This window comes from Helicobacter sp. 219-2 (assembly GCF_030053225.1).
Lineage (GTDB): Bacteria > Campylobacterota > Campylobacteria > Campylobacterales > Helicobacteraceae > Helicobacter > Helicobacter pylori_C.
Genome location: NZ_JASGBS010000001.1, coordinates 937,198 through 962,119 on the forward strand (window position 1 = coordinate 937,198; position 24,922 = coordinate 962,119).

Here is a 24,922-nt window from a genome sequence, read left to right on the forward strand (position 1 = left end):
TATTTAAATTTGAATCTTTTGAGATTATACCCAAAATTACCAAACATTTTAACCGCTCGTTAGTATTGCTGCTTCAAATACAATTCAGAAAATAAGCCCTGTTTCTTTATAAGGGTTTCAAAGTTGCCCTGTTCTACAAGTTTGCCTTTGTCTAACACAATAATTTCATTAGCCTGTCTGACACTACCCATGCGGTGCGTAATGATTAAAGCCATCTTAGATTGCGTTTGTTTAAAAATAAAATCCAAAAACTCTTTTTCTACAATGGGGTCAATAGCGCTACTTGGTTCATCTAAAACAACACAATGACTTGGTTTTAAAAAGGCTCTTATGATAGCTATGCGTTGCTTTTGACCTAAAGAAAAATCTACACCATTATATTGGGCTCCAAATAATGCGTTGCTGTAATCATTAAGACAATTTTGAAAATTTTCATCAAAAGATTTTAGCATTTCTCTCTTTTGTTTTAATTGCTCTTTTGTGGGGTTGTTTTGCATGAAAAGATTATCATCAATGCTATACCCAGCATAAAGAGAAAAATCTTGGAATACAGCGCTCATTTGTTGGTGGTAGCTGTTTAGCTCTAAATCTTGTAACGAGTATTTGTTATTGATAATAATTTGACCTGAATTTGGGATATAAAACCCTAGCAATAATTTAATCAGCGTGGTTTTTCCGCTAGCATTCTTGCCGACTAATGCATAAATTTTATCAGAGTGTAAAGAGAGATTAAAGTTTTCAAAAATAAGCTTTGAATTAGGATAAGAGAAACTAACATTTTCAAATGTAATGCTATGGATTTTTTCTTCTAATTTGATTTGTGTTTCTGGTTTCGGTATTTTGTAATCTAAAATACAGAAATAATTTTCAAAGTATTTATTGATAGCAAAAAACCACTTTCCATAAAATGATAAATCTTGTAGCTGCTGCTGGGTAGAGCTAAATGCTTGGATATAGCCAGCAATTGCTTCAGTAAGATTTGGTATCAATTTTCTTTATTATAGTCCATTTTTTAAAATTTCAAACTTTAACCGATAATAGTTTCAACCAAAAGCAAGGATGCCTTTGGGTTTTTTATAACAAGGAGTTACAACAATGGCTTTTCGGGTCAATACAAATATCAATGCGATGAATGCGCATGTGCAATCCGTACTCACTCAAAATGCGCTTAAAACTTCATTGGAGAGATTGAGTTCAGGTTTAAGGATTAATAAAGCGGCTGATGACGCATCAGGCATGACGGTGGCGGATTCTTTGCGTTCACAAGCGAACAGTTTGGGTCAAGCGATTGCCAACACGAATGACGGCATGGGGATTATCCAGGTTGCGGATAAGGCTATGGATGAGCAGTTGAAAATCTTAGACACCGTTAAGGTTAAAGCGACTCAAGCGGCTCAAGACGGGCAAACTACAGAATCTCGTAAAGCGATTCAATCTGACATCGTTCGTTTGATTCAAGGTTTAGATAATATCGGTAACACGACTACTTATAACGGGCAAGCGTTATTGTCTGGTCAATTCACCAACAAAGAATTCCAAGTAGGGGCTTATTCTAACCAAAGCATTAAAGCTTCTATCGGCTCTACCACTTCAGATAAAATCGGTCAGGTTCGTATCGCTACGGGTGCGTTAATCACGGCTTCTGGGGATATTAGCTTGACTTTTAAACAAGTGGATGGCGTGAATGATGTAACTTTAGAGAGCGTAAAAATCTCTAGTTCAGCAGGCACAGGGATTGGCGTGTTAGCAGAAGTGATTAACAAAAACTCTAACCAAACAGGGGTTAAAGCTTATGCGAGCGTTATCACCACGAGCGATGTGGCAGTCCAGTCAGGAAGTTTGAGTAATTTAACCTTAAATGGGATTCATTTGGGCAATATCGCAGACATTAAGAAAAACGACTCAGACGGAAGGTTAGTCGCAGCGATCAATGCGGTTACTTCAGAAACCGGCGTGGAAGCTTACACGGATCAAAACGGACGCTTGAATTTGCGCAGTTTAGATGGTCGTGGGATTGAAATCAAAACCGATAGCGTCAGTAATGGGCCTAGCGCTTTAACGATGGTTAATGGCGGTCAGGATTTAACAAAAGGCTCTACTAACTACGGAAGGCTTTCTCTCACACGATTAGACGCTAAGAGCATCAATGTCGTTTCGGCTTCTGACTCACAGCATTTAGGTTTCACAGCGATTGGTTTTGGGGAATCTCAAGTGGCAGAAACCACGGTGAATTTGCGCGATGTTACCGGGAATTTTAACGCTAACGTCAAATCAGCCAGTGGCGCGAACTATAACGCCGTGATCGCTAGCGGTAACCAAAGCTTGGGATCTGGGGTTACAACCTTAAGAGGCGCGATGGTGGTGATTGATATTGCCGAGTCTGCGATGAAAATGTTGGATAAAGTCCGCTCTGATTTAGGTTCTGTGCAAAATCAAATGATTAGCACCGTGAATAACATCAGCATCACTCAAGTGAATGTTAAAGCGGCTGAATCTCAAATCAGGGATGTGGATTTTGCTGAAGAGAGCGCGAATTTCAATAAAAACAACATTTTGGCGCAATCAGGCAGCTATGCGATGAGTCAAGCCAACACCGTCCAACAAAATATCTTAAGGCTTTTAACTTAGTTTTAAGAAAGGTGTTTGTATGGGGCTAACGCTTTAAGCGTTGGCTTTTCGCTTTAATTTTTGCTTCTTTTTTAATAAAATACTCTTTTTTATTTCTTTTTTTCATAGGCGGTTATTGTGTTGGATAGCTTTGAGATTTTAAAGGCTTTAAAGAGTTTGGATTTATTGAAAAACGCCCCTGCTTGGTGGTGGCCTAACGCTTTGAAATTTGAAGCTCTACTAGGGGCGGTTTTAACGCAAAACACTAAATTTGAAGCCGTTTTGAAATCTTTAGAAAATCTAAAAAACGCTTTCATTTTAGAAAATGATGATGAAACCAATCTTAAAAAAATCGCTTATATGGATTTTTCAAAGCTTGCAGAGTGTGTCCGCCCTAGCGGGTTTTATAACCAAAAAGCCAAACGACTGATTAATTTGAGCGAGAATATTTTAAAAGACTTTCAAAGTTTTGAAAATTTTAAACAAGAAGTAACCAGAGAGTGGCTTTTAGACCAAAAGGGCATTGGCAAAGAAAGCGCGGATGCGATTTTATGCTATGTGTGCGCTAGAGAAGTGATGGTGGTGGATAAATACAGCTATCTTTTTTTAAAAAAATTAGGCATAGAGATAGAAGATTATGACGAATTGCAAAATTTTTTTGAAAAAGGCGTTCAAGAGAATTTAAATTCCGCCTTAGCGCTTTATGAAAACACCATTTCTTTAGCGCAACTTTATGCGAGATTCCATGGAAAGATTGTAGAATTTTCCAAACAAAAATTGGAATTAAAGCTTTGATTTTTAGATTTTTCTTAATCTTAAGCCTTTTAAAAGGGGTTTTACTAGCCAAAAAGGATGGGGATTTTTTTAAACCTTTAGAGCCTACTAAAAAATATTTTGGCTCTTTTAAAATCGGCTATCTTTACCAGCATGCAGAGACGACTAAAAGATCCCCCATCCGCCCTAAAAACCGCTCTCCTATTTTAATGGATAAAATTTACCATGACGCTTCTTTGGGCTTTGAAGCGGGTTATACTTTGAAAAAGAAAGCTTTATTAGGGGGGTATTTGGATGCAGGAATGGGCGATTCGTATTTCATGAGCGCTGGGTTTATGGCTGGGGTGAGGCTTTTTAAGGGGTGGGTTATCCCTAAAATCGCCTTAGGCTATCAGCTTCAAATTTTAGGGGCTAAGATTGATAAGTATCAATTCAATATCCAATCAGCGGTGGGGAGTGTGGGCTTGTTTTTCAATGCGGCTAAAAATTTTGGCTTGAGTGTAGAAGCAAGGGGTGGTATCCCTTTTTATTTTATCCAAAGCAAATTTTCTAAAGCCTTTGGCACGCCACGATTGAATATTTATTCTATTGGTATCACTTTCACCTTTTATGATTTTACGAGATTTTTAGGGTAAAATATTCATTTTAATAATTAACTATAGAGTATAAAAACCATAATCAGACAAACCTTTAAGGATTTATGATGATTTTCATTGATGCATGTTTTAGAAAGGAAACGCCTTACACGCCCATTTGGATGATGAGACAAGCGGGGCGTTACCTTAGCGAATACCAAGAGAGCCGTAAAAAAGCGGGGAGTTTCTTGGAGTTGTGTAAAAATAGCGATTTAGCCACAGAAGTTACCTTACAGCCGGTAGAGATTTTAGGCGTGGATGCGGCTATTTTGTTTAGCGATATTTTAGTAGTGCCTTTGGAAATGGGCTTGAATTTGGAGTTTATCCCTAAAAAGGGGCCACATTTTTTAGAAACTATTACGGATTTAAAAAGCGTGGAAAGCCTAAAAATAGGGGCTTATAAACAACTAAACTATGTCTATGATACGATTTCTCAAACGCGCCAAAAGCTTTCTAAAGAGAAAGCGTTAATCGGTTTTTGCGGATCGCCTTGGACTTTAGCGACTTACATGATAGAAGGCGAAGGGAGCAAATCGTATGCTAAAAGCAAGAAAATGCTCTATAGCGAGCCTGAAGTTTTAAAAGCGCTTTTAGAAAAATTAAGCCTTGAATTGATAGAGTATTTGAGCCTTCAGATCCAAGCAGGGGTCAATGCGGTGATGATCTTTGACTCATGGGCTAGCGCTTTAGAAAAAGAAGCGTATTTGAAATTCAGTTGGGATTATTTGAAAAAAATCTCTAAAGAGCTTAAAAAACGCTATGCGCATATCCCGGTTATCCTTTTCCCTAAAGGGATTGGCGCTTATTTGGATAGCATAGACGGAGAATTTGATGTGTTTGGCGTGGATTGGGGCACGCCTTTAGAGGCGGCAAAAAAGATTTTAGGCGATAAGTATGTTTTGCAAGGGAATTTAGAACCCACCCGCCTTTATGATAAAAACGCTTTAGAAGAAGGGGTTGAAAGGATTCTAAAAGTCATGGGCCATCAAGGGCATATTTTTAATTTAGGGCATGGGATGTTGCCGGATTTACCCAGAGAAAACGCAAAATATTTAGTGCAATTAGTGCATGCTAAAACCAGGCGATAGGGGGGATTGATGAAAACTATTATGATGAAAACTATTATAAGATATGTTAGTTTATGGGGCTTGTGTGCAGTTTTAGCTCTAGCCCAAACCCCCTCTAAAACCCCAGATGAAATCAAGCAAATCCTTAACAATTACAGCCATAAGAATTTAAAGCTCATTGATCCGCCGACAAGTTCTTTAGAAGCAACACCGAGTTTTTTGCCCCAACCTAAAGAAACAGCGACCACTATCAATCAAGAGATTGCTAAATACCATGAAAAAAGCGATAAAGCCGCTTTGGGGCTTTATGAATTGCTAAAGGGGGCTACCACTAATCTCAGTTTGCAAGCGCAAGAACTCAGTGTCAAGCAAGCGATGAAAAACCATACCATCGCCAAAGCGATGTTTTTGCCCACTTTGGATGCGAATTATTATTTTAAAAATGAAGCTAGGGATACTCCAAACTTCAAGCATTATAACACGCAACAACTCCAAGCTCAAGTCAAATTGAATGTGTTTAATGGTTTTAGCGATGTGAATAATGTCAAAGAAAAGTCTGCGACTTACCGATCCACTGTGGCTAATTTAGAGTATAGCCGCCAGAGCGTGTATTTGCAAGTGGTGCAACAATATTATGAGTATTTTAACAATCTCGCTCGCATGATCGCTTTACAAAAGAAATTGGAGCAAATCAAAACAGACATTAAAAGGGTTACTAAGCTCTATGACAAAGGGCTAACCACGATTGATGATTTGCAAAGCTTAAAAGCGCAAGGGAATTTGAGCGAATACGATATTTTAGACATGCAATTTGCTTTGGAGCAAAACCGCTTGACTTTAGAATATCTCACTAATCTCAGTGTGAAAAATTTAAAAAAGACTACGATTGATGTGCCTAATTTGCAATTGAGAGAAAGGCAAGATTTAGTTTCTTTAAGGGAGCAAATTTCTGCGCTCAAATACCAAAACAAACAGCTCAACTATTACCCTACGATAGATGTTTATGACTCATGGTTGTTTTGGATCCAAAAACCCGCTTACGCTTTGGGGGGTTTTGGGAACTTCTACCCCGGTCAGCAAAATACGGCTGGGGTTACTGCGAGCATGAAATTTTTTTATGATATAGGGTTGAGTTTGCAAAAACAATCTATCATGCTAGGCCGATTAGCGAATGAAAAGAATTTAGCGTATAAAAAATTGGAGCAAGAAAAAGACGAACAGCTTTACAGAAAGTCGCTTGATATTGCCAGAGCCAAAATTGAATCTTCAAAGGCTAGTTTGGATGCGGCTAATCTTTCTTTTGCCAATATTAAAAGGAAATACGACGCTAATTTAGTGGATTTCACCACCTATTTAAGGGGCTTAACCACGCGCTTTGATGCAGAAGTGGCTTACAATTTAGCGCTCAATAATTATGAAGTGCAAAAAGCCAATTACATTTTCAACAGCGGGCATAAAATAGACGACTATGTGCATTAAGGGAATAAAAATGATACGAAAAATTTTAATAGGACTTTTTTTGAGTCTTTTGAGTTTGGAAGCTGGCGAGAGAGTGTATGCGATTTTCAATGTGAAAGCGATGCAAGACTCCAAGCTCACCTTAGACAGCACAGGGATTGTGGATAGCATTAAGGTTACTGAGGGGAGCGTGGTCAAAAAGGGCGATGTTTTGTTGCTTTTGTATAATCAAGACAAGCAGGCTCAAAGCGATTCTACCGAGCAACAACTCATTTTCGCTAAAAAGCAATACCAACGATACAGCAAAATTGGGGGCGCTGTGGATAAAAACACTCTAGAGAGTTATGAGTTCAATTACAGGCGCTTGGAATCAGATTACGCTTATTCTATTGCGCTATTGAATAAAACCATTTTGAGAGCCCCTTTTGATGGCGTAATAGCGAGTAAAAACATTCAAGTGGGCGAAGGGGTGAGCGCGAATAACACGGTGTTATTGAGATTAGTCAGCCATGCTAGGAAATTGGTTATTGAATTTGATTCTAAATATATTAATGCGGTCAAAGTGGGGGATATTTACACTTATTCTATAGACGGAGATTCCAATCAGCATGAAGCTAAAATCACTAAAATTTACCCCACGGTTGATGAAAACACCAGAAAAGTGAGCGCTGAAGCCCTTTTATCTAAGCCTATGGCAGTGGGGCTTTTTGGCGATGGGTTTATCCAAACGAAATAATAGGATCTTTTGATGTATAAAACAGCGATTAATCGTCCTATTACGACCTTGATGTTTGCTTTGGCGATTGTCTTTTTTGGGACTATGGGTTTTAAAAAATTGAGCGTGGCGCTTTTCCCTAAAATTGATCTGCCTACGGTGGTGGTTACTACGACTTATCCTGGGGCTAGCGCTGAAATCATAGAAAGTAAGGTAACCGACAAGATTGAAGAAGCGGTGATGGGGATTGATGGGATCAAAAAGGTTACTTCTACGAGTTCTAAAAATGTGAGCATTGTTGTCATTGAGTTTGAATTAGAAAAGCCTAATGAAGAAGCCTTAAACGATGTGGTTAATAAAATTTCTTCGGTGCGTTTTGATGATTCTAACATTAAAAAACCCTCTATCAATAAATTTGATACCGACAGCCAAGCCATTATTTCGTTATTCGTGAGCAGTTCAAGCGTGCCTGCTACAACCCTTAATGACTACGCTAAAAAAACCATTAAACCCATGCTCCAAAAAATCGATGGGGTAGGGGGCGTGCAACTCAACGGCTTTAGAGAACGCCAGATTAGGATTTATGCAGATCCCACTTTGATGAATAAATACAACCTGACTTATGCGGATCTTTTCAGCACGCTTAAAGCGGAGAATGTGGAAATTGATGGGGGGCGCATTGTCAATAGCCAAAGGGAATTGTCTATTTTGGTGAATGCGAATAGTTACAGCGTGGCGGATGTGGAAAAGATTCAAGTGGGTAATCATGTGCGTCTTGGGGATATTGCAAAGATTGAAATCGGTTTGGAAGAAGACAACACTTTTGCGAGCTTTAAAGACAAGCCTGGTGTGATTTTGGAAATCCAAAAGATTGCCGGAGCGAATGAAATTGAAATCGTAGATAGGGTGTATGAAGCTTTAAAACACATTCAAGCCATTAGCCCTAACTATGAAATCAGACCCTTTTTAGACACCACGGGCTATATCCGCACCTCTATTGAAGATGTGAAATTTGACTTGGTCTTAGGGGCGATTTTGGCGGTTTTAGTGGTGTTTGCGTTCTTGCGTAACGGCACGATCACCCTCGTTTCAGCGATCTCTATCCCTATTTCTGTCATGGGGACTTTTGCGCTTATTCAATGGATGGGCTTTTCATTAAACATGCTCACCATGGTGGCTTTAACGCTAGCGATAGGGATTATCATTGATGATGCGATCGTGGTGATTGAAAACATCCATAAAAAGCTAGAAATGGGCATGAACAAACGCAAAGCGAGTTATGAGGGGGTGAGGGAAATTGGCTTTGCTCTAGTAGCGATTTCAGCGATGCTGCTCTCTGTTTTTGTGCCTATAGGGAACATGAAAGGCATTATCGGGCGCTTTTTCCAAAGCTTTGGGATCACGGTGGCTTTAGCGATCGCTTTATCGTATGTGGTGGTCGTTACGATTATCCCCATGGTAAGCTCAGTCGTGGTCAATCCCAGGCATTCTCGTTTTTATGTGTGGAGTGAGCCTTTTTTTAAGGCTTTAGAATCTCGTTATACCAAATTACTCCAATGGGTATTAAACCACAAGCTCATTATCTTTATAGCGGTGGTTTTGGTGTTTGTGGGTTCGCTTTTTGTGGCTTCTAAATTGGGTATGGAGTTCATGCTGAAAGAAGATAGGGGGAGGTTTTTAGTGTGGCTTAAGGCTAAACCGGGCGTGAGCATAGATTACATGACACAAAAGAGTAAGATCTTTCAAAAAGCGATTGAAAAACATGCTGAGGTGGAATTTACCACCTTGCAAGTGGGTTATGGCACCACACAAAACCCTTTTAAGGCTAAAATTTTTGTGCAGCTCAAGCCTTTAAAAGAGCGCAAAAAAGAGCATGAATTAGGGCAATTTGAGTTGATGAGCGCTTTAAGGAAGGAATTAAAAAGCATGCCTGAAGCTAAAGGTTTAGATACTATTAATCTTTCTGAAGTTGCTCTTATAGGGGGCGGTGGGGATAGTTCGCCCTTCCAAACCTTTGTGTTTTCCCATTCTCAAGAAGCGGTGGATAAAAGCGTGGCAAATTTGAAAAAATTCTTATTGGAAAGCCCTGAATTAAAAGGCAAGATTGAAGGCTATCATACAAGCACGAGCGAATCGCAACCGCAACTGCAACTGAAAATCTTAAGACAAAACGCCAACAAATACGGCGTGAGCGCTCAAACTATTGGCTCAGTGGTGAGCTCTGCTTTCTCTGGGACTTCTCAAGCGAGCGTGTTCAAAGAAGATGGTAAAGAATACGACATGATTATTAGAGTGCCTGATAACAAACGCGTTTCTGTAGAAGACATCAAACGCTTGCAAGTGCGTAATAAATACGATAAATTGATGTTTTTAGACGCTTTAGTGGAAATCACAGAAACTAAAAGCCCGTCCAGTATTTCTCGCTATAACCGCCAACGCAGCGTTACGGTGCTCGCTCAGCCTAAAGCAGGTATCTCTTTAGGGGAAATTTTAACGCAAGTGAGCAAAAACACTAAAGAGTGGCTGGTTGAAGGGGCGAATTACAGATTCACCGGAGAAGCGGATAACGCTAAAGAGACCAATGGGGAGTTTTTGATCGCTCTAGCGACAGCGTTTGTGTTGATTTATATGATTTTAGCGGCGTTGTATGAGTCCATTTTAGAGCCTTTTATTATCATGGTTACCATGCCTTTAAGCTTTTCAGGGGCGTTTTTTGCTCTGGGTTTAGTCCATCAGCCTTTGAGCATGTTCTCTATGATAGGCTTGATCTTGCTCATTGGTATGGTGGGTAAAAACGCCACGCTTTTAATTGATGTGGCGAATGAAGAGCGTAAAAAAGGTTTGAATATCCAAGAAGCCATTTTGTTTGCCGGCAAAACCCGTCTAAGACCGATTTTAATGACGACCATTGCGATGGTTTGCGGCATGCTGCCTTTAGCGTTGGCGAGTGGGGATGGAGCGGCGATGAAATCCCCTATAGGGATTGCGATGAGTGGGGGCTTAATGATTTCTATGGTGTTAAGCTTACTCATTGTGCCGGTGTTTTATCGCCTTCTCGCTCCCATAGACGACAAAATCAAGCGGTTTTATCAAAACCAAAAAACTTTAGAATGAAAAAAATTGTTTTAATCTTGGCTTTATGGGTGGGCTTGTTAGGGGCGTTTGAGCCTAAAAAAAGTCATATTTATTTTGGGGCTATGGTGGGTTTAGCCCCTATTGAAATAACCCCAAAACCCGTTAGCAATTCTTCTTATACGGCTTTTTTATGGGGGGCTAAAGGGGGGTATCAATTCGCTTTTTTTAAAGCTCTAGCGCTAAGGGGTGAATTTTCCTACCTTATGGCGATAAAACCCACCGCATTGCACACGATTAACACTTCTTTATTGAGCCTGAATGCAGATGTGTTGAGCGATTTTTACACTTACAAAAAATACAGCTTTGGGGTATATGGGGGGCTTGGGATAGGGTATTTTTACCAAAGCAACCATTTAGGCATGAAAAATAGTTCGTTTATGGGTTATAACGGCTTGTTTAATGTGGGGCTTGGTAGCACGATTGATTACCACCACCGCATAGAGATTGGGGCTAAAATCCCTTTTTCAAACACCAGAAATTCTTTTAAAAATCCTTATTTTTTAGAGAGCGTTTTTTATCCATGCGGCTTATAGTTACGCGTTTTAAAAAAGGTTCCAAATAGCCCAATGATGGCTTCCATTTACAAGATACGATCCCTATAACCACACAAAGAGATCGCGCATTCTTTTTTAATTGTTATAATGGATAGTGCCAAAAAGTATTAGCAAGTATTAGCATGACCGCATGAATAGGGTTTAAAATGATGGATAAAAATGATAAAACAGATTTAAAAAACAAACGCTTTAAAAACCGCTCTTTTAAGGGCGTTAAAAAGAAAATCGCTAAAAAATATAAAATCAAAAACTCGTCTTTGACAATTTATCCCTTAAAAACGCGTTCAAACTTTTCCGTATCCTTTAACAAAAAAATCTTCTTAGGGCTAGGGTTTGTTTCAGCTTTGAGCGCTGAAGATTATAATAGTTCGGTGTATTGGCTCAATAGCGTGAATGAAAATAACAGCAACAAATCCTACTATGTCAGCCCTTTACGCACTTGGGCTGGGGGGAATAGGAGTTTTACGCAAAACTATAACAATAGTAAGTTATACATAGGGACAAAAAACGCTTCCGCAACGCCCAATAATTCTTCTGTGTGGTTTGGGGGGGCGTATAATGATTTTTGGCACCAGTATCAGGGCTATGTGGGATATATCACAGGGCATTTTAAAGCGAAAGACATTTTTATCACAGGGGACATTGGCTCAGGCAATCAGTTAAAAACCGGTGGAGGGGCGACGCTTGTGTTTGAAAGCTCAAACGACTTGACCACCGATGGAGCACATTTCAAAAACGACAAAGCCGGGACACAAACTTCTTGGATCAATTTGATTTCCAATCATAGCGTGAATTTGACAAACACGGATTTTGGCAACCAAACCCCTAATGGGGGCTTTAATGTGAAGGGGCGAAAGATCACTTATAATGGCGGGATTGTCAATGGTGGGAATTTTGGCTTTGATAATGTGGATAGCAATGGCACAACCACCATTAGCGGAGTAACTTTCAACAATAACGGCGCGCTCACTTACAAGGGTGGGAATGGTATCGGGGGGAACATCACCTTTACTAACTCTAATATCAATCATTATAAACTCAATCTTAACGCCAATAGCGTTACCTTTAATAACAGCGCTCTAGGGAGCATGCCTAATGGTAATATCAATACTATAGGAAATGCCTACATTCTTAATGCAAGTAATATTACTTTTAATAATTTGACTTTTAATGGGGGTTGGTTCGTTTTTGATAGATCTAATGCTAATGTTCATTTTCAAGGCACAACCACGATCAACAACCCCACTTCGCCCTTTGTCAATATGACCGGCAATGTGAATATTAACGCTAATGCGATTTTTAATATTCAAAATTACACGCCCAGTATAGGAAGCGCTTACACGCTCTTTAGCATGAAAAATGGCTCTATCGCTTACAATGATGTCAGTAACTTATGGAATATCATCAGGCTTAAAAACACGCAAGCCACAAAAGACAACAGCAAAAACGCCACTTCTAATAACAACACCCACACTTACCATGTAACCTATAATTTAGGCGGCACGCTCTATCATTTTAGACAAATTTTTAGCCCTGATTCTATTGTTTTACAATCTGTCTATTATGGCGCGAACAATATTTATTATACTAATAGCGTGAATATCCATGATAATGTCTTTAACTTAAAAAATATTAATGATGATAGAGCTGATGCGATTTTTTATCTTAACGGCTTAAACACTTGGAATTACACTAATGCGAGATTCACTCAAACCTATGGCGGGAAAAACAGCGCTTTAGTTTTTAACGCTACGACCCCTTGGGCTAATGGCAGCATCCCTAAATCTAACAGCGCGGTGCGTTTTGGGGGGTATGAGGGAATCAATTGGGGGAAAACAGGCTATATCACCGGCACTTTCACAGCCGATAGGGTTTATATCACCGGTAACATGATGTCTGGTAACGGCGCTCAAACCGGTGGGGGGGCGACTTTGAATTTTGTGGGCACGACTGAAATTAATATCGCCGGAGCTACTTTTAAAAACCTAAAAACCACTTCACAAAATTCTTACATGACTTTTATGGCGTTAGGGGATAGCTCTGGGAGCGGCAAGATCAATGTTTCTCAGTCTGATTTTTACGATTGGACGGGTGGAGGGTATGATTTTACCGGTAATGGCGCTTTTGATAGCGTGAATTTCAACAAGGCTTATTACAAATTTCAAGGCGCTAAAAATTCTTACACCTTTAAAAACACGAACTTTTTAGCAGGGAATTTTAAGTTTCAAGGCACAACCACCATTGAAAAATCCGTTTTAGATGACGCTTCTTACACTTTTAATGGTGTAAATAACACCTTTAATGAAGACAAATTTAATGGCGGTTCGTTTAACTTCAACCACGCAGAGCAGACAAACACTTTTAATAACAACTCGTTTAATGGCGGATCGTTTAGTTTCAACGCCAAGCAAGTGGATTTTAGTGGGAACTCGTTCAATGGGGGGGTGTTTGATTTCAATAACACCCCTAAAGTCAGTTTTACTGATGACACTTTCAATGCGAATAACCAATTTAAAATAAACGGCACTCAAACAACTTTTACTTTCAATAAGGGCGTTGTTTTCAACATGCAAGGGCTTTTGAACAGCCTAAGCGTAGGCACGACTTATCAATTGCTTAACGCTAAAAGCGTGGATTATAAGGATAATAATAACGCTTTGTATCAAATGTTGCGCTGGACGAGTGGGGAAAACCCTAGCGGCACGCTAGTTGATAAAAATCAATCCGTGCCAAGCAGCGCTAAAATTTATAATGTCCAATTCATTGATAACGGCTTGACTTACTATATCAAAGAAAATTTTAATAACGGGATCACGCTCACTCGTTTATGCACTCTAGGCTACACGCATTGCGTGAGTATCAATAATGATGTATTCCATCTTAAAAATATCAATAACAACGCCAGTAACACCGTGTTCTATCTCAACGGCATGACGACTTGGAAGAACGCTGGCACAGGCGTTTTCACGCAAGATTATAGCGGCACTAACAGCGTTTTAGTGTTCAATCAGACCACCCCTTTTCTTGATGGGGCGAATCCCACTTCTAATAGCGTGGTGAGTTTTGGGAAAACTTCAGGGGCTGAATGGGGACTAGTGGGCTATATTCAAGGCGTTTTTAAAGCCAATCAAATTGATATTACTGGCACGATTCGCTCTGGTAACGGCGCTCAAACCGGTGGGGGGGCGACTTTAGTGTTTAACGCTCAAAAGCGTTTGAATATCGCTAACGCTAGTTTGAATAACGATAAAGCCGGTTTGCAAGATTCATGGATGAATTTCATTGTCAATAATGGTAATTTGAATGCAACAAACGCAAATTTTAGCAACCAAACCCCGCATGGGGGCTTTAACCTTAAAGCCAATAACATTACTTGGGACAAAGGCTCTGTGAATGGAGGGGGGAATTTTGGCGTGGATAACGCTAATAGCAGTGGCACAACCACCATTAGCGGAGTAACTTTCAACAATAACGGCACTTTGATTTATAAAGGGGGTGAAAACAGCGCCGGAAATTCTTTAACCCTAGAAAATAACACCTTCAATTCCTATAATATCAACGCAAAAGTGCAAAACCTTATTTTCAACAACAACTCGTTTAGTGGCGGTAGCTATTCGTTTAACGACACTAAAAACACCACCTTTAAAGGCACAAACACGCTCATTAACAGCGATCCTTTCAGCCGTCTTCAAGGATCAATCACTATTGACAATAATAGTATTTTTAACATTGAAAGGGATTTGACCGATAAAACCACTTACACGCTTTTAAGTGGGGATAGCATCAAATACAATAACCAAGCTTTAGCGGATAATACTTTTTCGCAAAGTTTATGGAATTTAATCCATTATGGTGGCGAACAAGGGACTTTATTAAGGACGGAGAAAAACACTTATTTTGTGCAATTCACCCAAAGCAACGGCCAAAAATTTGTTTTTGAAGAAACTTTTAATTCGGGATCTATCACCTATAAATACCTTACGCTCAACTCTTCACTTTTCCACACAGACGCTGATTCTAAGGATATTTGGAGTCAAGTGAGGAAGCAATTTGATTTTATTCCGGGAAAAACCCCTGTGTGTGTTGGCGTGTGCTATATCGCGCCTTATAAAAATCAAGACCTTATTGGCTCTAGCGCTTTTGCGTGGTCGCTGAACTTTGGGGCTACGGTGGTAGGGACTTTGCTTTTAGGGAGCGCACAAGAAAAAGCCAATAATAATGGCGGATCTATCTGGTTTGGTAAGAATAATTTGCTGTATTTGCACGGCAATTTCAACGCGACTAATATCTTTTTAACGAATAACTTTAATGTCGGCAACCCTAACGCTGGCGGTGGGGCGACGATTAATTTTAACGCTGATGAAACCTTGAACGCTGACGGGTTAAATTACACGAATTTCCAAACCGTGGCTATGGGCTTACAAACTAGTGCGAGCCAGCATTCGTGGGCGAATTTTAATTCCAGGTTTTCTATGGATATTAAAAACTCTAACTTTAGGGATTTCACATGGGGAGGCTTTAATTTTAATTCAGGGCGTATCACTTTTGAAAACACCACTTTTAGCGGCTGGACCAATATTAACGGAGCGACTGAGAGCGGCTCATCGTATGTGAATATGGTTGCGAATACGGATTTGATTTTTACTAATTCCATTTTAGGAGGGGGTATCCGCTATGATTTGAAAGCCAATAACATTATTTTCAATAACTCTCAAATGGTTATTGATGTGTCTAAAAATGTGAATCAGTCTTCATTGAATGGGAATGTTACTTTCAATAATTCTAGGCTCTCAGTCAAGCCCAACGCTGCTATTAATATTGGGGATAGCCAAACCCAAACGACTTTAGAAAACGCTTCAAGCCTTTCTTTTTACAACAACAGCGTGGCGAATTTTAACGGCACAACCGCTTTTAATGGGGTGTCTTATTTGAATTTGAACCCTAACGCTCAATTAAGCTTTAATCAAGTGAATTTCAATAACGCTAATGTAACCTTTTATGGAATCCCACTATTTGGTAAAACGCCTGATTTTGGCAGTTCTGTGCGCCTTATCAATTTCAAAGGGAATACGAATTTTAATCAAGCCACGCTCAATTTAAGGGCTAAAAATATCCATATCAATTTCCAAGGGGCTTCCACTTTTGAAAATAACTCTACGATGAATTTAGCTGAAAGTTCTCAAGCGAGCTTTAATACACTTAGCGTAGAAGGGGAAACGGATTTCAACCTCAACGGATCAAGCTTGTTGAACTTCAATGGCGATAGCGTTTTTAACGCTCCTGTGAGTTTTTATGCTAATAATTCTCAAATTTCTTTCACTAAACTAGCGACCTTTAATGCAGACGCTTCATTTGATTTAGGCAACAACAGCACCCTGAATTTTCAAAGCGTTCTTTTAAATGGCACTCTAAACCTTTTAGGTAATGGCGCTAACGCTTTATCTGTTAATGCAAGCGGGAATTTTAGCTTTGGAACTCAAGGGGTTTTGAATCTGTCTAATGTGAATTTATTTGATGCAAAAAACAAGCCCTTAGTTTATAATATTTTACAAGCTCAAAATATTCAGGGTTTAATGGGGAATAACGGCTATGAGAAGATCCGTTTTTATGGCATACAGATTGACAAGGCTGATTACTCGTTTAATAACGGCGTTCATTCTTGGAGTTTCACTAACCCGCTCAATACGACTGAAACGATTACAGAAACCTTGCATAACAACCGCTTGAAAGTGCAGATTTCTCAAAACGGCGTTTCTAATAATGAGATGTTTAATCTCGCTCCTAGCTTGTATGATTACCAAAAAAACCCTTATGATGAAAGCTCTAATTCCTATAATTACACAAGCGGCAAAGCCGGAACTTATTATTTGAATAGCAATATCAAAGGCTTTAATCAAAACAATGAGATACCAGGGACTTATAACGCACAAAACCAGCCCTTACAAGCCTTACACATTTATAATCAGGCTATCACTAAGCAGGATTTAAGCGTTATTGCCAATTTGGGCAAGGAATTTTTGCCTAAAATAGCCAATCTTTTATCTTCGGGGGCTTTAGATAATCTCAATCTCAATAGCCCGAATAGTTTTGAAACCATTCTTGGTATCTTTGAAAAATATGGTATCACTTTAAACCAAGAAAATTGGAAGAGCTTATTAAAGATTATCAATGGCTTTTCCAACACGGCTAATTATCATTTCTCTCAAGGCAATCTCGTTGTGGGAGCGATCAAAGAAGGGCAAACGAACACTAAAAGCGTGGTGTGGTTTGGAGGCGATGGCTATAAAGAGCCATGCGCGGTTGGGAATAACACTTGCCAGATGTTTAGGCAGACTAATTTAGGGCAGTTGCTCCATTCCACTTCGCCTTATTTGGGCTACATTAACGCTAATTTTAGGGCTAAAAACATTTACATTACCGGGACAATCGGCAGCGGGAACGCTTGGGGGAGCGGAGGGAGCGCGAATGTGTCTTTTGAAAGCGGCACTAATTTGGTGCTCAATCAAGCCAATATTGACGCTCAAGGGACCGATAAAATCTTTTCTTATCTGGGGCAAGGTGGTATTGAAAAGCTTTTTGGGGAAAAAGGTTTAGTGAATATCCTTTCTAATATTATTTATGAAGAGAGCTTGAATGATAACGCTATCCCTAAAGATCTAGCCAGCATGATCCCTAAAGATTTTGGCTCTAAAACTTTAAGCTCGTTGCTTAGCCCTACTGAAGTGAATAACCTCTTAGGCGTGAGTGCATTTAAAAACGCGATCATGGAAATTTTAAATTCTAAAACGGTGGGCGATGTTTTTGGTGAAAACGGGCTTTTAAACGCATTGGATCCGGCAAAAAGAAAAGAAATTGATCAACTGCTCTTAGAGCAAATCCAAGCCCATTCTTCAGGGTTTGAAAAATTCATTGTTAAAACTTTAGGGATTGAAAATGTAGAGAATTTCATCAATAACTGGTATGGAAAACAAAGCTTGAGTTCTTTTGCCAATAATTTTGTGCCTGGAGGGTTAAATCAAGCCCTTGATAAAATAGGTTCTAACTCTGATGCCAAAGACTTACAGAGTTTCTTAGACAAAACGACCTTTGGGGATATTCTCAATCAAATGATCAATCAAGCCCCCTTAATCAATAAGCTCATTTCTTGGCTAGGCCCGCAGGATTTAAGCGTTTTAGTGAATATTGCTTTAAATAGCATCACTAACCCTAGCAAAGAGCTGACTAGCACCATTTCTAGCATAGGGGAAAAAGCGTTAAACGACTTATTAGGCGAAGGCGTAGTGAATAAAATCATGAGCAATCAAGTCCTAGGGCAAATGATCAATAAAATCATCGCTAATAAGGGCTTTGGAGGCGTTTATAATCAAGGTTTAGGCTCAATACTGCCTAAATCCTTACAAAAAGAATTGGAACAATTTGGCTTGGGATCTTTACTAGGCTCTAGGGGATTGCACAACCTTTGGCAAAAAGGGAATTTTAATTTCTTAGCTAAAGATTATGTGTTTGTGAATAACAGCTCGTTTAGTAACGCCACAGGGGGGGAATTGAATTTTGTAGCGGGCAAGTCCATTATTTTTAACGGGAAAAACACCATCAATTTCACGCAATATCAGGGCAAGCTTTCTTTTATTTCTAAAGATTTTTCTAATATTTCACTAGATACCTTAAACGCTACCAACGGCTTAACGCTGAACGCGCCACGAAATGACATTAGCGTTCAAAAAGGTCAGATTTGCGTGAATGTTTTAAATTGCATGAGCGAGAAAAAAGCTAATTCTTCAACTTTAAGCGCTCCAACCGATGAAACGCTAGAAGTGAATGCGAATAACTTCACATTTTTAGGAACAATTAAAGCGAACGGATTAGTGGATTTTTCAAAAGTCTTACAAAATACCACGATCGGGACTTTGGATTTAGGGTCAAACGCTCTTTTAAGGGCGAATAATTTGATCGTGAATAACGCTTTTAACAATAACTCTAATTACAGGGTCAATATCAGCGGTAATTTCAATGTGGTAAAAGGAGCGACTCTTGGCACGAATGAAAATGGTTTGAATGTGGGGGGCGATTTCAAGAGCGAAGGGTCATTAATCTTTAATCTTAATAACCCCACCCATCAAACGATTATTAATGTAACTGGCGCTTCTACGATCATGTCTTACCATAATCAAGCTTTAATCAACTTAAACACTCAACTCAAGCAAGGCGCTTACACGCTTATTAATGCTAAACGCATGGTTTATGGCTATGATAATCAAATGATTCTTGGAGGGAGCTTGAGCGATTACCTCAAACTCTACACTTTGATTGACTTTAATGGCAAACGCATGCAATTGAAAGGCAATTCGTTAAGCTATGACAACCAACCGGTCAATATTAAAGATGGCGGTCTTGTGGTAAGCTTTAAAGATTCTCAAGGGCAAATGGTGTATTCATCTATCCTTTATGATAAAGTTCAAGTTACCGTCTCTGATAAACCCATTAACATTCAAGCCCCTAGTTTGGAGTATTACATCAAATACATTCAAGGCAGCGCTGGTTTGAATGCGATAAAATCTGCGGGCAATAATTCCCTTATGTGGCTGAATGCACTTTTTGTGGCTAAGGGGGGTAATCCCTTGTTCGCTCCTTATTATTTGCAAGACAATTCCACTGAACACATTGTTACTTTAATGAAAGATATTACCAGCGCTTTAGGCATGCTTTCTAAATCTAATCTTAAAAACAATTCCACCGATGTTTTACAGCTCAACACTTACACGCAACAAATGGGGCGTTTAGCCAAGCTTTCTAGTTTCGCTTCTTTTGATTCAACGGATTTTAGCGAACGCTTGAGCAGCCTTAAAAACCAAAGATTTGCTGACGCAATCCCTAATGCGATGGATGTGATTTTAAAATACTCTCAAAGGGATAAATTAAAAAACAACCTTTGGGCAACCGGCGTTGGGGGCGTGAGCTTTGTGGAAAATGGCACAGGAACGCTCTATGGTATCAATATGGGCTATGACAGATTCATTAAGGGTGTGATTGTTGGAGGGTATGCGGCTTATGGGTATAGCGGGTTTAATAGCCGTATCACTGGCTCTCGATCGAATAATGTGAATGTGGGCTTGTATGCGAGGGCTTTCATTAAAAAGAGCGAGCTAACTTTTAGCGTCAATGAAACTTGGGGGGCTAATAAAACCCAAATTAGCTCCAACGACGCTCTGCTTTCTATGATCAATCAGTCTTATCAATACAGCACATGGACGACGAACGCGAGAGTCAATTACGGGTATGATTTCATGTTTAAAAACAAGAGCGTGATTGTCAAACCTCAAATTGGTTTAAGGTATTATTATATCGGCATGACCGGTTTGGATGGAGTGATGAATAACGCGCTCTATAACCAGTTTAAAGCGAACGCGGATCCGTCTAAAAAATCCGTTTTAATGATTGATTTTGCTTTTGAAAACCGCCATTATTTCAATAAAAACTCTTATTTTTATGCGATTGGCGGCATTGGCAGGGATTTGCTTGTGAGATCTATGGGGGATAAATTGGTGCGTTTCATTGGCGATAACATTTTGAGTTATAGAAAAGGCGAGCTTTACAACACTTTTGCGAACATCACTACAGGCGGAGAGATAAGGTTATTCAAAAGCTTTTATGTGAATGCTGGGGTGGGGGCTAGGTTTGGATTGGACTACAAAATGATCAATATCACTGGAAATATTGGAATGCGTTTAGCGTTTTAAAGGTGGGGGCTTACCCCTTTTTGAGCCATTAAATAAATCAATGGTAAGACTAGGTGTTTAACGCATGCGTTCTTTTGGTGTTAGTAACATGCGATTAGCACTTAGTAAAAATAAAATAATGCCACCAATAATGAAAAATGTTGAAGTTGCTAAAACCAGTATAGTATCAATCCCTTGAAAAGCTTTGATTAGAAGTTGATTAAGGTAGTAAAAAATAGATGTTTTGATAAATAATTGACCAATATTAGGTAGGTATTCTAAAGGAACAAAAACATTACAAGACATTAGCACATAGAGATTGATGATATTACAAAATCCTAAGATGCTTTGTTCGTTTTGAAAAATTCTAGCTACAAAAATTGCCAAGCAAAAACAAAACAATGCACTTGAAAAAACACTAACAAACCCCAAAATAAGTGCTTTAAAATTAAGAATAGTGATGATATTGAGTGCATAAAAAGAGAGAACAATAAAGATAAAAGCATATAGGATTACAACGATTAATCTTGAAGTAATGAGTGCAAGAGTTATTTGTTTGAAAGTTGCTGGTGATAGTGCATAGAATAAGAAAACATTATGTGATCTAGAGCTTGCTATAGCTTGTGTAAGACCAAAGATTGCACTAGAAATAATGAGTAATCCCATTAGACCTATGATGCTATTAAAGTAAAAAATATCAGTAGTGTTTTTTGAAAAGACAAAAACTAACAATAAGAGCATCAAAATAGGATAGATAAAAGTCCAAAATAGTGCGCTTGTATTAGTAAAATAAGATTTAATTTCAAGTTTTAAAATAGATAAAATTGCACCCATTAAATATCCTTTAACAATGACAACAAGTCTTTTGCGCTCAGTTTTTCTTTAAGGTCAAAAGTTATAGCTACAGATTTTAATATAGAATTTAAAGGTTTGTATTGAGCAATGTTGCCATTCTTAAGGAACAATACCCATTCGCAACTATCTAAGACAATAGGATCATGAGTGGCGATGATACTTGTAAGTTGTTGGGTGTTGCGCAAGCTTATGAGATTTGATAGTCTTATAAGAGCGTTTTGCTCTAAACTGGTTTCTGGTTCATCCATAATAATTAATTGGGGGTGGTGGCTAAGAGCTAAGTCAATCTTTAAGCGCTGTTTTTGTCCATCGCTTAGGTGTTCGTAGGTTTTATTCAAAAGATTTTTTTCAAATAGATTTGGAGTGCAGTTTTTGTGAAAAAATTGATAGAATTTAAAAAGGTCGTTTGCGTTTAATCCAGGTGGATAGTTGAATAGGTTAGAGACAACTCCCAATTGTTTGCGTTGTGGTATAATGTTGTCGTGGTATGGAATATTATTGTTTTGTGCTTTAAAATTATAGTCTGAATGCCTAGAATAGTGTTGATAAGCGTTGATTTTCCAGCACCATTTGTGCCAATAATGGCTGTGCTAGTATGACTTTTAAATGAAAAATCTTGTATATTTAAAGCGTTTTTAAACATGGTTTTTGGGTGTATGCTGATATTAGAAATCATAAAATCCCCTTTGCATAAAATCTCCTTTGATAGAAATGGTTTAAAATCCCATCTAGGGTTATTATATTTAAATGATGGTTTTATTTAGCGTATTGTTGCTAAAAATTAACCAATCTTTGTTAAAACGAGCCAAAAGCGTTACTGATAGATACGCTCTAATCGCATAAAACAACATCAGATTTTAAAAAGCGCTCCAACTCTAAAAAATAGACAAAGCCAAGACCTTAAATTAAGAAAGACCCTAAAAACCAGAGAAGTTTTTGATTTGTTATGATCAAAACCCTAAAATATTCTCTCGTTTTTGTCCGTTATTGGTTTTATGGGTGCTTTAACATATAAAATTCCAACGCTTTTTCAAAGAGGAGCGAGCGGTTAGAAAAACCTTTTTCTTTCATGTATTCATCCACTTTAGCCATAAAACTGGGCGAGAGTAAAACGCTATGATTGATTCTTCGCTCTTTACTTGTTTTTTCTTCGTATTCTATCTCTTCTATTTCAGCTAACAAACTGGGCGAGAGCGAAATGTTAAAACTACTTTTTCGTTCGCTGCTCACTTTTATTTCTGCTTCTAACTCGGCTAATTCTGTTAGCAACTTTTTGCGTTTGGCTTGTAAAGCCTGAATGGTTGTGTGTGCTTTATGGTGTTCCATCATTGTTCCTTAAAATATCTTTATTTTTCGCATTCTACTATAAAATAGGATTTTGTGAGTAAATTCATTAAGAATGAAAATTGGAATTTTTCTTTAGAATTTAATCAAATTCTTTAAGGCGCTTTAATAATTCTTCTTCATTCAAAACGCTCACGCCATGTTTTTTTGCTAGAGCGAGTTTTGAGCCGGCGTTTTCTCCAACGATTAAAAAATCGGTTTTAGCGCTCACGCTTGAAGAAATTTTTGCCCCTAAATTTTCCAACATTTGAGCGTATTCTTGCCGTGGTTTAGAAAGCGTGCCGGTTAAAACAATCGTTTTATTGTTGAAAACAGAAGAGCTTTCTTGCTTTTCTTTGGCCATATCATCGCTGTTTTTAGGGTTCAACAAATCAAATAGCGATCGGATAAATTCCTGATTGCTCGCATAAAAATTGACTAAAGAGCGCGCCATTTCCACCCCAAAGCCTTCCATTTCTAAAAACTCAGCTTCGCTTTTTTCTAACACATTTAAGCCGTATCTAGCCAGCGTTTTACTCGCTCCCTTGCCGATATGCTCAATCCCTAAAGCGTTAATCAAACGCCATAAGGGAGAGTTTTTGCTTTTTAAAATAGCGTCCAATAGATTTTGAGCTTTTTTGATTTTGAATTTGTCTAGCCGCATTAAATCTTCTAATTTTAAAGCATACAAATCCAGAGCGTTAAAAATGAGTTTTTCTTCAAAAAGTTGCTCTATGACTTTATCGCCTAGGCCTTGAATGTTTAAAGCGTCTTTAGAAGCGAAATGAATCAAGCTTTCTTTCAACCTTGCCGGGCAGTTGAGATTTTGACAATAAGTAAAAATCTCTTCGCATAAAAGCTCATGCGAACATATAGGGCAAACTTTGGGGCGTATAATAGGGTGTTGCGAGCCGTCTCTATAAGATTCTAAAGGTTTGATGATTTTAGGGATCACATCGCCGCTTCTAATGACAACAACCCTATCATTGAGCATGATATTCTTTTTTTCAATTTCAGAATAATTGTGTAAGGTCGCTTTCGTAATGATAGCTCCAGCAATTTCTACAGGCTCTAAAACAGCGACCGGTGTGATCGCCCCGCTGCGCCCCACTTGGTTAATGACTCCTATGATTTTGGTGTGTTTTTCTAGAGCCGGGAATTTATAAGCGCAAGCGAATTTAGGGGATTTTTGCGTGTAGCCTAGCTCCTTTTGAATATTTAATTCATTCACAACGATCACCATGCCGTCTAAAAGGGCAAAAAAGCCCTCCCTTTCTTTAATCAGGGTGTGGTAATTTTCTTCTATTTCTTGGTGGTTTTTGTTCAGGCTTAAGTATTGAATAGCGCTAAAACCTAGCGAAACAATAAAATCCAAACACTCCTTAAAGCTTAGGAAATTTAAAGAATGCTTGCCCACGCCCCAAGGAATGAATTGCAATTTACGCTTTTTAGTGATTTCGCTATCAAGCTGCCTCAAACTCCCTGATGCGGCATTTCTAGGGTTGGCGAATAGGGGTTCACTAGCGTTTAAGCGCTCTTTATTTAAAGCGTCAAAATCCTTTTTAGAAATGATCACTTCGCCCCTGATTTCTATTTCTCCATTATAAGCGATAGCGTGGGGGATATTAGCGATGTATTTAGCGTTTGCACTCACTAATTCCCCTTCTAAGCCGTTGCCCCTAGTGGTCGCCTTCACTAGCTTGCCATGTTGATACAAAAGATTGAGCGAAACCCCATCAAGTTTGGGCGAACACACGAACGAAGCGCTAGGATAGGCTTTTAAAATGCGTTGCAACCACGCTTGCAATTCGCTTTGATTGAACACATCATCTAAACTCCACATCCGCATTAAATGGGGGTTTTTGTTGAACGAATTGGTGGCAGTGACCCCCACTTTTTGGGTAGGGGAATTGGCTTGAATGCTATTAGGGTTTTTTTCTTCATAAGCTTTTAATTCTTGGTAAAGTTCATCATAGATCGCATCGCTTACGATTGACTCATCAAGGTTGTAATAATGGTGCGATAGGGTGTTTAAATATTCAATTCTTTCTAAATATTCTTTTTGGCTTTTTATCATTTTTGT

The 24,922-nt window shown here is 38.8% G+C and carries 12 protein-coding genes and 2 pseudogenes; 9 read left to right on the forward strand and 5 right to left on the reverse strand.

The window, feature by feature from the left end; genetic code table 11:
* Window positions 1–59: 59 nt before the first annotated feature.
* Window positions 60–989 carry an ATP-binding cassette domain-containing protein gene (locus P6280_RS04665; RefSeq protein ID WP_283237115.1) on the reverse strand — a complete coding sequence of 310 codons (930 nt, stop codon included), beginning with the start codon at window positions 987–989 and terminating at the stop codon, window positions 60–62.
* 106 nt (window positions 990–1,095) lie between these two features.
* Here P6280_RS04665 and P6280_RS04670 point away from each other — a divergent pair, with 106 nt between their 5' ends.
* The 9 genes and pseudogenes from P6280_RS04670 (at window position 1,096) to P6280_RS04710 (ending at window position 20,682) form a co-directional block, all read left to right on the forward strand.
* On the forward strand, window positions 1,096–2,628 hold the full coding sequence (locus P6280_RS04670) for a flagellin A (protein ID WP_283237116.1): 1,533 nt from the start codon (window positions 1,096–1,098) through the stop codon (window positions 2,626–2,628).
* A gap of 117 nt (window positions 2,629–2,745) precedes the next feature.
* Window positions 2,746–3,402, forward strand: coding sequence for a 3-methyladenine DNA glycosylase (locus P6280_RS04675; RefSeq protein WP_283237117.1), 657 nt, complete (start codon window positions 2,746–2,748; stop codon window positions 3,400–3,402).
* On the forward strand, window positions 3,399–4,016 hold the full coding sequence (locus tag P6280_RS04680) for a hypothetical protein (protein WP_283237118.1): 618 nt from the start codon (window positions 3,399–3,401) through the stop codon (window positions 4,014–4,016). The genes P6280_RS04675 and P6280_RS04680 overlap by 4 nt, the downstream gene beginning before the upstream one ends.
* Before the next feature lie 68 nt (window positions 4,017–4,084).
* A complete protein-coding gene (gene hemE, locus P6280_RS04685) occupies window positions 4,085–5,104 on the forward strand; it encodes a uroporphyrinogen decarboxylase (protein WP_283237119.1) in 1,020 nt (339 codons plus the stop codon).
* Between the two features lie 24 nt (window positions 5,105–5,128).
* Window positions 5,129–6,562: an efflux RND transporter outer membrane subunit HefA gene (gene hefA, locus P6280_RS04690; protein ID WP_283237461.1), complete on the forward strand. Its 1,434-nt coding sequence runs from the start codon at window positions 5,129–5,131 to the stop codon at window positions 6,560–6,562.
* Window positions 6,563–6,572: 10 nt separating this feature from the next.
* Window positions 6,573–7,277, forward strand: a complete 705-nt coding sequence (hefB, locus tag P6280_RS04695) for an efflux RND transporter periplasmic adaptor subunit HefB (protein ID WP_000619691.1) — start codon at window positions 6,573–6,575, stop codon at window positions 7,275–7,277.
* A gap of 12 nt (window positions 7,278–7,289) precedes the next feature.
* On the forward strand, window positions 7,290–10,370 hold the full coding sequence (gene hefC, locus P6280_RS04700; protein ID WP_180519823.1) for an efflux RND transporter permease subunit HefC: 3,081 nt from the start codon (window positions 7,290–7,292) through the stop codon (window positions 10,368–10,370).
* A pseudogene (locus tag P6280_RS04705) lies at window positions 10,367–10,937 on the forward strand (outer membrane beta-barrel protein). The gene hefC and the pseudogene P6280_RS04705 overlap by 4 nt, the downstream one beginning before the upstream one ends.
* A 154-nt stretch (window positions 10,938–11,091) precedes the next feature.
* The gene (locus tag P6280_RS04710) at window positions 11,092–20,682 is read left to right on the forward strand and encodes a vacuolating cytotoxin domain-containing protein (protein ID WP_283237120.1); all 9,591 of its coding nucleotides are present in this window, start codon (window positions 11,092–11,094) and stop codon (window positions 20,680–20,682) included.
* A gap of 57 nt (window positions 20,683–20,739) precedes the next feature.
* Here the strand turns inward: P6280_RS04710 and P6280_RS04715 are convergent, their stop codons facing one another.
* From P6280_RS04715 to ligA, 4 genes and pseudogenes are all read right to left on the reverse strand, one after another.
* Window positions 20,740–21,495, reverse strand: a complete 756-nt coding sequence (locus tag P6280_RS04715; protein ID WP_283237121.1) for an ABC transporter permease — start codon at window positions 21,493–21,495, stop codon at window positions 20,740–20,742.
* Window positions 21,495–22,192 (reverse strand): annotated as a pseudogene (locus P6280_RS04720) (ATP-binding cassette domain-containing protein). The gene P6280_RS04715 and the pseudogene P6280_RS04720 overlap by 1 nt, the downstream one beginning before the upstream one ends.
* Before the next feature lie 317 nt (window positions 22,193–22,509).
* A complete protein-coding gene (locus P6280_RS04725) occupies window positions 22,510–22,842 on the reverse strand; it encodes a ribbon-helix-helix domain-containing protein (protein WP_000399902.1) in 333 nt (110 codons plus the stop codon).
* Window positions 22,843–22,942: 100 nt separating this feature from the next.
* Window positions 22,943–24,916 (reverse strand): NAD-dependent DNA ligase LigA, encoded by a 1,974-nt coding sequence (ligA, locus tag P6280_RS04730; protein WP_283237122.1) that lies wholly within the window; start codon window positions 24,914–24,916, stop codon window positions 22,943–22,945.
* Window positions 24,917–24,922: the final 6 nt, after the last annotated feature.

Bases quoted from the DNA above. Each gene is read 5' to 3' on its own strand.
- P6280_RS04715 (WP_283237121.1), bottom strand. From the start codon at position 21,495: ATGGGTGCAATTTTATCTATTTTAAAACTTGAAATTAAATCTTATTTT.
- hefA (WP_283237461.1), top strand. From the start codon at position 5,129: ATGAAAACTATTATAAGATATGTTAGTTTATGGGGCTTGTGTGCAGTT.
- P6280_RS04710 (WP_283237120.1), top strand. From the start codon at position 11,092: ATGATGGATAAAAATGATAAAACAGATTTAAAAAACAAACGCTTTAAA.
- hefB (WP_000619691.1), top strand. From the start codon at position 6,573: ATGATACGAAAAATTTTAATAGGACTTTTTTTGAGTCTTTTGAGTTTG.
- P6280_RS04670 (WP_283237116.1), top strand. From the start codon at position 1,096: ATGGCTTTTCGGGTCAATACAAATATCAATGCGATGAATGCGCATGTG.
- ligA (WP_283237122.1), bottom strand. From the start codon at position 24,916: ATGATAAAAAGCCAAAAAGAATATTTAGAAAGAATTGAATATTTAAAC.
- hemE (WP_283237119.1), top strand. From the start codon at position 4,085: ATGATTTTCATTGATGCATGTTTTAGAAAGGAAACGCCTTACACGCCC.
- hefC (WP_180519823.1), top strand. From the start codon at position 7,290: ATGTATAAAACAGCGATTAATCGTCCTATTACGACCTTGATGTTTGCT.
- P6280_RS04725 (WP_000399902.1), bottom strand. From the start codon at position 22,842: ATGGAACACCATAAAGCACACACAACCATTCAGGCTTTACAAGCCAAA.